Origin of the sequence: Butyricicoccus sp. AM27-36, assembly GCF_003480945.1 — a bacterium.
Lineage (GTDB): Bacteria > Bacillota > Clostridia > Oscillospirales > Butyricicoccaceae > Agathobaculum > Agathobaculum butyriciproducens.
The window spans coordinates 2356-14087 of sequence record NZ_QUJR01000017.1 but is presented as its reverse complement, the minus strand read 5'-3'; the positions used below and the strand labels follow the sequence as shown (position 1 = coordinate 14087).

The 11732-nt window shown below is 54.4% G+C and carries 11 protein-coding genes; 5 read left to right on the top strand and 6 right to left on the bottom strand.

What is annotated here, in order from left to right; all coding sequences use genetic code 11:
- Together DW724_RS15895 and DW724_RS14805 are read right to left on the bottom strand one after the other, a co-directional pair.
- A partial coding sequence (locus DW724_RS15895) for a hypothetical protein (RefSeq protein WP_207665667.1) occupies window positions 1-191 on the bottom strand: 191 nt, incomplete at its 3' end.
- 67 nt (window positions 192-258) lie between these two features.
- Window positions 259-498, bottom strand: coding sequence for a hypothetical protein (locus DW724_RS14805; RefSeq protein ID WP_118761996.1), 240 nt, complete (start codon window positions 496-498; stop codon window positions 259-261).
- 1274 nt (window positions 499-1772) lie between these two features.
- Here DW724_RS14805 and rpsO point away from each other — a divergent pair.
- A complete protein-coding gene (rpsO, locus tag DW724_RS14800; RefSeq protein ID WP_110435855.1) occupies window positions 1773-2039 on the top strand; it encodes a 30S ribosomal protein S15 in 267 nt (88 codons plus the stop codon).
- A 259-nt stretch (window positions 2040-2298) separates the two neighbouring features.
- Complete coding sequence (locus DW724_RS14795) at window positions 2299-4422, top strand: polyribonucleotide nucleotidyltransferase (protein WP_118761995.1); 2124 nt, start codon at window positions 2299-2301, stop codon at window positions 4420-4422.
- A gap of 55 nt (window positions 4423-4477) precedes the next feature.
- On the opposite strand, the gene DW724_RS14790 is transcribed toward DW724_RS14795, so the two are convergent.
- Complete coding sequence (locus DW724_RS14790) at window positions 4478-4681, bottom strand: helix-turn-helix domain-containing protein (RefSeq protein ID WP_110435853.1); 204 nt, start codon at window positions 4679-4681, stop codon at window positions 4478-4480.
- 519 nt (window positions 4682-5200) lie between these two features.
- Here DW724_RS14790 and DW724_RS14785 point away from each other — a divergent pair.
- Both DW724_RS14785 and DW724_RS14780 read left to right on the top strand, forming a co-directional pair.
- On the top strand, window positions 5201-6151 hold the full coding sequence (locus DW724_RS14785) for a DnaD domain protein (protein ID WP_158578397.1): 951 nt from the start codon (window positions 5201-5203) through the stop codon (window positions 6149-6151).
- 3 nt (window positions 6152-6154) lie between these two features.
- The gene (locus DW724_RS14780) at window positions 6155-7150 is read left to right on the top strand and encodes an ATP-binding protein (protein WP_118761994.1); all 996 of its coding nucleotides are present in this window, start codon (window positions 6155-6157) and stop codon (window positions 7148-7150) included.
- Between the two features lie 74 nt (window positions 7151-7224).
- Here DW724_RS14780 and DW724_RS14775 read toward each other — a convergent pair whose 3' ends face one another.
- From DW724_RS14775 to DW724_RS14765, 3 genes are all read right to left on the bottom strand, one after another.
- Complete coding sequence (locus tag DW724_RS14775; protein ID WP_118761993.1) at window positions 7225-7887, bottom strand: YczE/YyaS/YitT family protein; 663 nt, start codon at window positions 7885-7887, stop codon at window positions 7225-7227.
- Window positions 7888-7904: 17 nt separating this feature from the next.
- Entirely contained in the window at window positions 7905-8321 is a 417-nt protein-coding gene (locus DW724_RS14770) for a MarR family winged helix-turn-helix transcriptional regulator (RefSeq protein WP_118761992.1), read from the bottom strand.
- Between the two features lie 410 nt (window positions 8322-8731).
- On the bottom strand, window positions 8732-9754 hold the full coding sequence (locus tag DW724_RS14765; protein WP_118761991.1) for a LacI family DNA-binding transcriptional regulator: 1023 nt from the start codon (window positions 9752-9754) through the stop codon (window positions 8732-8734).
- A gap of 308 nt (window positions 9755-10062) precedes the next feature.
- On the opposite strand from DW724_RS14765, the gene DW724_RS14760 reads away from it, so the two are divergent.
- Window positions 10063-11724 (top strand): solute:sodium symporter family transporter, encoded by a 1662-nt coding sequence (locus DW724_RS14760; protein ID WP_243105780.1) that lies wholly within the window; start codon window positions 10063-10065, stop codon window positions 11722-11724.
- The last annotated feature ends 8 nt before the right edge of the window (window positions 11725-11732 follow it).

The following is an 11732-nucleotide window of genomic DNA, read 5'->3' as shown; positions in this document are numbered from 1 at the left end:
GTTCCGATGATGATCGACGCAATCAAGGCTGCTAAGGAGTCCAAGTAATCATCTGATTGCTTTTTGAAGCGCCGTACTGCCTGCGACCTCCCGGTTTGCGGCGGGTTTTGGAGCCCCGCTTGCAACATCCGCCATGCCCGCGGAAAGCGCAGCACGCTGCTTCTGATTGTATAAGAAAAGCCGCAGAGCATTGCTCTGCGGCTTTTTTCGGCACAAAATAAAGAGAAATAGCCTGTCTGCAGCGCAGACAGGCTCTTTTCAATCCAGATAATCGCCTACCGGACTCCGGTTGTACTGCTTGATGATACGAATGACTACCGAACCATCCTCCTGCTCCGCCTCGTCTACGATCTTATAGCGCGTGCGGTTGCGCTCCAGTGCCTGCTTGTAGTGCTCGACTTCCTCGCGCACCAGACGCACCGCAATACTGTGCTCCAAATCCTCCTTCAGCTGGAAATGCAGGGTCTGACAAATGCACGCCGCCTTAATCCGCTCCATGTCCATTTCTCCTGTTTTGTTGATGAAATACGCAAAAAACAATATATACAGTCGTTTTTACATATTTATTATACTGAAAACAAAATTTTTCCGCAAAGGCGGTTTTTCACAAAGTTTGGTGTTCCCGGTTTGTGGAAAATCGCCATAGGCACGTGGTTTTGTTTGTGCAGAACAGAAAAAAGACGCACAATGTGCGCCCCTACGGTCATTTGTAAGTGCAGGTTGATCAAATCAATGCAATTCCCCAACACGCGGAGTGATGAGTTCATCCCTCCCTCCGGTAAAGCATTAGCGGCATATAAAATTCGCAGGTGCTATGCGAAATAACGCGCAAACGAGTTGCGCGACACTGTTATCCCCCAGGGGACCTTCTTTTGCCCTTTGGGCAATTCACCTTGTGTCGCATCTGCGTAGAGTTGCCGGTATGTGTAGCAGAACGGCATCCGAGAACTGCGTATAGGTCGAGTAATGGACGCGTAATGCGCGTTCCTACGCAAGAGTAACCCGACTGCCGTTCCCCTATTCCGAAGCGGTCGCCGCTCTCTGATTGCCGCCGTGCTGTCCGAATAAGGGAAAGATAGGAGTTCAAAGAGGAAGGGAAACCGCAGGTGTCCCTTCCTCTTTGCCCCCGCGGCGGGCACCGCAACGTCCCCGCCGTCCGCAGACGGCGCACTCCCCGCTGAGGTGCAGCGAGAAACTTTCCGCCCGTCAGGACGAACTGCCTGCGCGGTTCGGGCATCCCGCCCAGCCGGTGCAGAAAACAGGTATGCGATCCCGTTTTTCCGTTCGGAAAAAGCACCCCAAAACGAATAAAAACGCGACATCAGGCCGCGCTGCTGCACCGCCCCGTCGCGTTTCTTAGCAATAAATAAAAACGGCAGCGAGCGAGAAGAACTCTCAAGCCCTCCACCGATGATGGTAGTAATTATAGCACTCTGCCTCTCGCCGGACAAGATTCAAATGTGCCAAAATCGCATTTACAATTCATTCATAATTGTACAATCCGACAATTCACGCAGCAGTATTCCGCAGAAACTGACAACTTGTACAAAAACATGCCTGTTTTTTCGTCAAACGCGCGTCTGTTTTTGAGATTTTATGCTGAAATCCGCGAAAATCGCTTTACAAACAGTCATTTTCATGGTAATATAAATATACTTTCGCCCCGCGCTTAGCTGACGGACAAAGGAAGCGTTCCTATCGCCTCCATTCACCAAGCCGCGGCCCGGCCTGTGGGTGAGTAAAATTTTATTTATGAAAGGTGAACTACCGACATGATCCGTAAGGAAGACAAGACTGCCGTTATCGAGGCAAACCGTACCCACGCTACCGACACCGGTTCCCCGGAGGTTCAGGTTGCAATCCTGACCGCCCGCATCAAGGAGCTGACCGAGCACCTGAAGGTACACAAGAAGGATAACCACTCTCGCCGCGGTCTGCTGAAGATGGTTGGTCAGCGCCGTTCTATGCTGGCTTATCTGCAGAAGAAGGACATCAACCGTTACCGTGCCCTGATCGCTAAGCTGGGTATCCGTAAGTAAGAAAATGCGAAAATAGGGGAGCAGTCTGCTCCCCTGTTTCTGTATTTTAAGCTGGGCGGCATTATCGCTTTTTAGCAGTTGAAAGAGAGACCAAATCATGCAGAGCATGATTTGGAATTGAAAATTGAGAATTGAAAATGGAAATAGCGCTCTCCTTGCGCGATACAGCAATTCTCCATTTCCCATTCCTCTTGGTTTTTGTTTCAAGTGCTAAAAAAGCTGCTGCCGCCCTCCCCAAACGATTAAAGGAGGAAACAAAATGGCAAACATCAACCACTTTGACTTCAAAAACTACCGCGTTTTTGAGACCGAGATCGCCGGCCGCAAGCTGACCGTCGAGACCGGCAAGATGGCACAGCTCGCTAACGGCTCCTGCCTGGTTTGCTACGGCGAGACCGCTGTTCTCGTTACCGCTACCGCATCCGCTAAGCCGCGTGACGGCATTGACTTTTTCCCGCTCTCCGTTGACTTTGAGGAGCGTATGTACGCAGTAGGCCGCATTCCCGGCTCGTTCATGCGCCGTGAGGGCCGTCCGTCCGAGAAGGCGATCCTGTCCTCTCGTCAGATCGACCGTCCGATGCGTCCGCTGTTCCCGAAGGACCTGCGCAACGACGTTTCCATCGTCTGCACCGTTCTGGAGAACGACTACGACAACTCTCCGGAGGTAGTTGCTCTGCTGGGCGCTTCCATCGCAGTTTCTATCTCTGATATTCCGTTCGACTACGTTGTAGCCGGCTGCCAGGTTGGCATCGTTGACGGCAAGACCGTTATCAACCCGACCTCCGAGCAGCGCGCTGCTTCCGAGATGGACGTTACCCTGTGCGCTACCAAGGACAAGATCGTTATGATCGAGGCCGGTGCAAAGGAAGTTCCGGAGGACGACATGTTCAATGCTCTCATGGAAGCACATGAGGAGCTGAAGAAGGTCTGCGCGTTCATCCAGTCCATCAAGGACGAAATCGGCAAGCCGAAGTTCGAGTACGAGCATCATGACATCGACCACGATCTGTTCGACAAGCTCGAGGCAGCCTGCAACGACAAGTTCGAGGTTGCTATGGATACCGACGACAAGACCGTTCGTGACGCCGGCGTTCGTGCTATCGTTGACGAGTTTGAAGCAACTCTGGACGAGGAGTACAAGGAAGAGCACGGCGCTAACCTCGGCGAGTGCGTAGACAAGCTGCAGAAGAAGATCGTTCGCCGCTGGCTGGCAAACGGCAAGCGCGTAGACGGCCGCGGTATGGAAGAGGTTCGTCCGCTGGCTGCCGAGGTTCACGTTCTGCCGCGCGTTCACGGTTCCGGCATGTTCACCCGCGGTCAGACCCAGGTTCTGACCCTCTGCACCCTGGGCACTCTGGGCGATGCGCAGGAGCTGGACACCATCTTCGAGGAGAAGGAGAAGCGCTATATCCACCACTACAACTTCCCGTCCTTCTCTGTTGGCGAAACCCGTCCGTCCCGCGGTCCCGGCCGTCGTGAGATCGGCCACGGTGCTCTGGCTGAGCGCGCTCTGCTGCCGGTTATCCCGCCGGTAAGCGAGTTCCCGTACGCGCTGCGTCTGGTTTCCGAGGTTATTTCCTCTAACGGTTCCACCTCTCAGGGCTCTGTCTGCGGTTCCACGCTGGCTCTGATGGATGCCGGTGTTCCGATCAAGGCACCGGTTGCCGGTATTTCCTGCGGTCTGATCACCGATGGCGGTCAGGAGACCACCTTCACCGATATTCAGGGCGTTGAGGACTTCTACGGCGATATGGACTTCAAGGTAGCAGGTACCAAGAAGGGCATCACCGCAATTCAGGTTGATATCAAGGTTGACGGTCTGACCCCGAACATCATCAAGCAGGCGTTCGAGAAGTGCCGCGTAGCCCGCTACGGCATTCTGGACGAGATCATGCTCAAGGCTATCCCGCAGCCGCGCGAGGACGTTTCCGACTGGGCACCGAAGATGACCACCATGCACATCAATCCGGACAAGATCCGCGAGGTTATCGGCAAGGGCGGCTCTGTTATCCAGAACATCGTTGCTGAGTCCGGTGCCAAGGTTGACATCGAGGACGACGGTACTGTTACCATCGCCGCTGTCAAGGCAACCGATGCGGACAAGGCCAAGAAGATGATCGAGGCCATCGTCAAGGAGCCGGAACCGGGCGAGATCTACTACGGCAAGGTCGTTCGCCTGATGAACTTCGGCGCATTCGTAAACCTGCTGCCGGGCAAGGACGGCATGGTACACATCTCCAAGATGGCTGACCACCGCATCGAAAAGGTCGAGGATGCCGTCAAGGAGGGCGACATGGTTTGGGTCAAGGTCATGGAGATCGATGACAAGGGCCGTGTAAACCTGTCTATGAAGGACGTTAAGCCGGAAGAGAAGATTCTGTAATTGAATTTCGGCTGAAATAGAGAAAAAGGCTTCGGAGCATTGCTCCGAAGCCTTTTTATTCATCCGGGATATACTCGATAATGTCCGAAACACTGCAGTTTAGGATAAAGCACAGTGTATCCAGCGTTTTCAGTGTGATTGTTTTACCGTGCTTCATGCGGTGCAGAATATTGGCGGAAAAGCCCTGTTTGTAAATTAAATGGTATTCTGTAACGCCTTTTTCTAAAAGCGTCCGGTAAAACGGAGCGTAACTGATCATGTACGATCACCTCACGCACAACATAACACGACCTAATATATTGACTATGCCCAATATATTGAGTATAATGTGTGTGAGGTGAGCTTATGGCTGAATTTTGTCTGGATTGTCTCAACCGTCTGGAGGGCACCTGCTATACCAAATGGGATGTTTCACTCTCTTGGAGCAAAGATATTTGCGAAGGCTGCAGTCAGCTTCGCCGAACCGTGATTTGCCTGCGTAAGCGGACAATTCAACGGCAATATCTCGATTTATATGATGATAATCACCGCAAATCACGCAAATAAACCCATATTGACTTCCCCCTTAAAACCGCTATAATGAAGATAGCAAAAGAGCGCAGCCGATGGTGGCTACACTCTCACCAGTTTACGAAGAAAACCAAGAGTTTCCTCGGTTTTCTGCTTTTATTGTGGCACATATTCTGTTACTCTCTGCAATTCTTCCCTCTTCAAATGAAGAGGGATTTATGCTATAATGAGGGGTACACCAAAATCCACTGGAAAGAAGGACAAGCCCATGACCTCTGTGCTGCTGCCCGAGGGCGAACTGCGCGTAGCACGCTGCGACATGCTCGACAAGCTGATCGCGGTCGGCGACGGCGATGCGGCGCTGCTGTATCTTTATATCCTGCGGCACGGCGGCACGGACGGCTCCGCTGCAGCGCGCGCCCTGCGTCTGAGCGCCGACCGCTACGAACGTGCGGCATTTACGCTCAACAACCTGATCGCGCCGACAGAAAAAACCAAAGCAGCAACCGACAAATCCGCCGAAGCGCCGCGCTACACCGGCGATGAGCTGCGCCGCGCCCGTCTGGATGACCAGACCTTCTCCGGCCTTTGCGATGCAGCAGAGGGCATTACAGGCCGTGCGCTGACCGAGGGTCAGCTGCGCTGTCTGCTGACCATTTACGACTATCTTGGTCTGGACGCAGGCGCAACGATTGAGTTGCTCAGCTATCTGAAAAGCGAAAAGGGCACGGTCCGCACGACCGATCTGCGCCGAGAAGCCAACCAGTGGGCCGATATGGGCATTGTCACCGCGCAGGCGGCCCAGCAGTACCTAACACGCCGTGCGGACGAAAAACCGCTCAGCGAGGCGATCTACCGTGCACTCGGTGCGGATACCGAGCAGCCTGCACCCAAGGAGCAGCGCGTCTGCCGCTTTGCACTGGCGCACGGCTTCCCTGCCGACGCAGTAGAACTGGCGGTGCACCGCACCGGTCAAAAACAGGGACACAAAAGTCTGGATTACACGCTCGGCATTCTGCGCCGATGGGACAATGCGGGCGTACATACGGTCAGCGAAATCACCGCTCTCGAGCCGGAAACCCGCACGTCTGCCGTGTCTGCTGTGCCTGCCGCCGTCGGTCAGACACCCGCACAGCCGACCGACAGCGCCACGCTCGCCGCGTGGGAGCAGGACTGGGCTGCACGCGTGCGCAGTCATCGCCGCAACACGGAGGAATAACCTATGGCATACGATAAAAAACTGCTCGCCGCCGCACGGCGCGAGCTGGAACGCGAGCGCACGGCTCACACCGAGGAGCTGGAAGCGCGCCGGCGTGATATTTACACACGCGAGCCGCGTATCCGCGCAATCGACCGCGAGCTGAGCACCACAGCAGCGTCCGTTCTGCGGGCCGCAATGGAGTCCGGCGGAGACCCGACTGCTGCAATCGAAAAGCTGCGCGACCGCAATCTCGGTCTGCAGGAGGAACGCGGCAACCTGCTCCGGCAGCTGGGACTTCCCGCCGATTATCTGACAGACAAGCCGCTGTGCCCAAAATGCGGCGACACCGGCTACGCCGGCAGTGCGACCTGCGAGTGTGTCAAGGCGCGCTACGCCAAGCTGCTCAAGGAGCAGCTTTCCTCGGTGCTGCCGATTGCCGACCAGAACTTTTCCAAGTTCGACATGAGCTTTTACTCCACCCGCCCGGATGGCCGCAGCGGTATTTCGCCGCGCGAAAATATGGAATATAATCTGGGCGAATGCAAGGCTTATGCCGCAAAATTCGGCAAGGATTCCCCCAATCTGCTGCTGTTCGGCTCGACCGGTCTGGGCAAGACCTTTCTCTCTACCTGCATTGCCGAGGCGGTCTCCGCACGCGGATTTTCCGTGGCCTACGACACCGCCATCAACATTGTTGCCGCGTATGAGACCATCAAATTCGGCTCCGGTGACGGCGAAGCCGCCGCAGAACGCGCTGCACGCTACGAGCGCGCCGACCTGCTCATTATCGACGATATGGGCACCGAAATGGGCACCGCCTTTACGGTTTCCGCGCTGTACAACCTGATCAACAACCGCCTGATGGCTAAGCGCCCCATGATCATCAACACCAACCTGCTGCCGGAAACGCTCAGCGAGAAATATTCGCCTGCCGTGGCCTCCCGCCTGCTCGGCGAGTTCCTGCCGCTGCGGTTCTTCGGTGATGACATCCGGCTGCTGAAAATGCGCAGAACATAAACAAATCCCTCTCTTTTTTGCGAGAAAGAGAGGGATTTTTAGGTAACACCGCATAATTAAACTGCGGTGTTGCCTCAGATTTCGGATTGTTTGCCGAGCAGCTTATCGCGCCAGCGACCAAACCGATGCGTAATCATGCGCAGCTCGATACCGACAAGCAGCGCCGCGATAACCGTACCGATGCCGACGCTGCCCAGTCCGTGCAGGAAGATCAGGCAGGTGATGAGCGAAATGCACACCATAGATACGTCAAACGCGATTTTGACGGTCGGGAACGGCTTGCCGGTCAGCGTGGAGATGGCCAGCATAGCGCCTTCACCGGCCAGCGGCATAATGTCCGCCGGAACGTAGAAAAAGATGCCGATTGCAACGAAAACAGTGGCAATCCAGCACATCAGCAAACGGATAATCAAGTTGTCCGTCGATGGAAGCATCGCCGCGAGCGTGTTGCAGGTGGTCGTGAATGCGCCGAACACCATGCCGACCGGAATCTGCAGCAGATTTTTGCATTCAAAGCGGCGGCGCATCAGCAGCATTTGCAGGATGACCAGAATAACGTGGAAAATGACGGTCGCAACACCCATCTCAATGCCCCAGACACAGGTCATGGTGTATGGGATGGAGCTGACCGGCGACACACCGAGATTGGACTTGACCGACAGTGCAATGCCGATAGTCATGACGAAGAAGCCGCCGAAGTAATACAGCAGCCGAATACCGAGTTTAGAGCCTTTCATGCCTATTTTATCCCCTTTTAGTCGTTTAGATTCCGATAAATACGCTCGAGCAGGGTCTGTACCTGCTGAATCTCCTGCGGTGAGAAGCCGCGCAGCGCCTCCTCTTCTGCGGCTGCAAAGATAGCATTCAAGCGGCGGCACTGCTCCCGGCCGAGGTCGGTCAGGCGGACATACACCGTACGGCGGTTTTCGTCGCGTGTGCTGCGTTCAAGCAGTCCGGCGCGTTCCATTCCCCCGAGGATGGTAGAAAGCGAGGACGGCTCGATATGGCAGCCCTTGGCGATATCCTTTTGCATGGCGCCGTCGTGGTCCTGCAGGAAGTCCAGCACTTTGGGCTGTCCAGTGGTCAGACCGAGCGGTTTGATGCGCGACATGACAAGTTTCTGCAGCATGGCATGGTCAGCCATGAGCAGGTAATGAGTGGAAAATTCCATTGCGTTCTCCTTTGTTCTAATTCAAACAGTTAGCTTTCTAATTATATGCCTATGAGTTTGGATTGTCAAATTACATTTTTATACTCTTTGTTATATTTTCTTTCTATATTATAGATTACTCATTGTTATATTGTTATTAGTTATAACTTTACGCTGTCTCTTTAACGATTCTGCGCCTGCGCGGCGCAGGCGTACAAGAGGGTAGCTGCAAGGTTGCCTACTCCGAATTTTGAAGCATTTTCGGTTTCAGAAATCCCGCAGATTCTGCAAAATACCGTAGTTTTCCCGAAACAAGTGTATACTAAAAATGTTCGTTTATTATTGATAAAATAAAACAGGAGCGTATAGCTTGAAATTGCTATACGCTCTTTTTTATGGTCTTGCAATCTATTTGAAAAAAGCATGATTTTTTACACATTTCCACGGAATTTAATCGTAATATCCGTCATATTCATGCGCTCTCTGGGGAACTGGTGGCGCTCGAGGTAGTCGTAGAGCAGGCGGATCGGGAGCGTGCCTTGCGTTTTGACGTCCTGTCCGATGATGAAATCGACCGTACCGTTTTTGACCATTTTGATGTTGCCCTCGGTGATGTCGTGAACGACGATGTGCAGCTTTTCGCTGCGGTGTACAGCGTGCACGGCGCGGTAAACGCCCTCCCGTCCCGCAGAGGTCAGATAGATGCCGCGCAGCTCGCTGTCCGACTGAATGGCGCGCATAGCGATGCGCTCGGAAAGGCTTTCATCGAGAAACGAGCATTCCGGATGCAGAACCCGGATATCCGGAAAACTCTCCGCCATTTCGGTGCTGAAGCCGGTAAAACGCTGCGAGTCGGCATAATGTCCGCTGCGCTGCCCCAGAATCGGCAGCACGCTGCCGTGCCCCTGCATGACCATGCCGAGCAGCGCGGCGGCGGCGCGGCCGCTCGCGATGTTGTCCGCGCCGACATAGGCGATGCGGTTCGCGTCGGTGATGTCCGTGTTGAAGGTCACGACAGGGATGCCCTGCTGCTCGCTGAGCGTGTTGATCTTGTCGCGCACGAGCGTGTTCGCGAGCGGCATGAGCGCAAGGCCGTCGATGTGCTCGGTCGTTACCAGCTCATCGATCAGCGTCAGCTGATGCTGCACATCCATGTCCTGCATCGCGCGCACGATGACCGTGATGTTCGGGAGAAGCTCACGCTCGGAAAAGCTCTCGAACAGCTCGCACAGCATCTGCACGAAGGGCGAATGGTCGGAGTGGAGCACCACGCCGATCTTCCACTGCTGCGTCTGCTGCATGACGAGGCGGTTTGAGATATAGCCCATTTCGCGCGCCGTCGCGCGGATGCGCTCCGCAACTTCCTCGCGCACGCCCTCCTTGTGGTGCAGGGCGCGGTCCACCGTTCCGCGCGACACCCCGCAGCGGTCAGCAATCTGCTGCATCGTTACCATAAAATCACTCTCCTGCGTTATCTGTACTTATACTATATCATAAAATACAGCCGTGCGCCAGATGTTACATCTGCACGAAAATGTTGTACTGCACATCGCCTATGATACAATGATAGCGCTATTTTTATGCATAGTATCATAAATACTTGCAGCTTTAATATGCATAATCACGATATAATGCACGGATAAATGATAGTGCGCCCAAGCTATTGCAACCGGAAATCCACTGTGATATTCTGTGATTGTCAAGTGAACAAGGCCATTCACAAAACCGAAAAAATTCCCCAAAAGAGAGTGAGAGAAACAAAATGTCATTTTTCAGTTCCATGATCTGGATCGCGCTGAGCTTCCTGTTTTTCACCGTCATGGTGGCAGTCATTTCAGCGTGGAAGACCAGAGATGACAAGCTCGACACCGCCGAGGGATACTTCCTCGCGGGGCGCGGACTGCCGGGTATTGTCATTGCAGGCTCGCTGCTGCTGACCAACCTGTCCGCAGAACAGCTTGTCGGCACAAACGGTCAGGGCTGGGCTTCCAATATGAGCCCGATCGGCTGGGAGGTCGGTGCACTGTTCACGCTGTTTGCGCTGGCGCTGTGGTTCCTGCCAACCTACCTCAAAATGGGCACGACCACCATCCCGCAGCTGATGGAAGCACGCTTTGGCCGCGGCACCAAGCTGATGTTCTCGTTCGTCATCGTTGTGATGTACTCCATCCTCAATCTGCCGGTCATCCTTTACTCCGGCGCAGTTGTATTTGAGAATATCTTCGATATTTCCGGTATCTTCGGCATCAGCAAGTTCCAGGCTGTCGCAATCCTGTGTGTCGTCATCGGTATTATCGGCGGCTGCTACGCCATCTTCGGCGGTTTGAAAGCGGTTGCCGTATCCGACACCATCAACGGTATCGGCCTTATCATCGGCGGTCTGATGATCCCGTTCCTCGCGCTGGCGCTGCTGGGTCACGAGACCACCGGCGGCGGTCTCGTAGAAGGTGTCAAGTACCTCGTACAAACCGAACCCGAAAAGCTCAACGCATGGGCTTCGTGGGATGCTGCTGAACCGGCTCTGCCGTGGCCGCTCATCTTCACCGGTATGTTTTTCAACAACCTGTACTGGTGGTGCACGAATCAGTCCTTTGTACAGCGCGCACTTGCTGCAAAGAGCCTGAAGGAAGGTCAGAAGGGCGCGATCTACTGCGGTTTCCTCAAGACCATCGGCTTCTTCTATCTGGTACTGCCGGGCGTTATCGCTTACCACCTGCCGTCCATTCAGGACAAGCTAGCGGCGGCCGGTTCCTCCGCGATCGACTTTGCTTATCCGGCACTGGTTTCCGCCGTTGTTCCCAAGCCGGTCATGGGCTTCTTCGCTGCTGTTCTGTTCGGCGCGATCCTGTCCTCGTTCAACTCGGTGCTCAACTCCGCATCGACCATGTTTACCCTCGACCTGTACCGCACTGCCATCAATCCGAAGGCTTCGGATATGCAGTGTGTCAAGGTCGGCAAGATCTACGGCACCTGTGCCGGTGCAGTCGCTATCTGCGTGGCACCGTTCGTTATGTTCGCACAGGGCATCACGACCTTCCTCAACTCTATGAGCCAGTTCGTTTCCCTGCCGATCCTGTTCACCGTACTCGGCGCGCTGATCTTCCGCAAGGCACCGAAATACGCGCCCAAGGTCATCACCGCTGTTCACGTTATCGCCTATGGCGCGTTTATGATCCTCAAGCCCTGCTACCCCACCTCGGGTGAGCCGATTCATTATCTGTACGCCATCGCTGTGCTGTTCGTCGTTGAATTTGTCATCATGTGGTATCTGAACAAATACCGCGGCACAGAAGAATATGTTCCGGCCGATGTCGGCGCAGTTGATCTGACCCCGTGGAAGTATCGCCATATCGTATGTATCATCGGTATCATTCTGGCGATCGGCATCTACATTCTGTTTTCGCCCATCGGCATTGCCGCATGAGTATAATA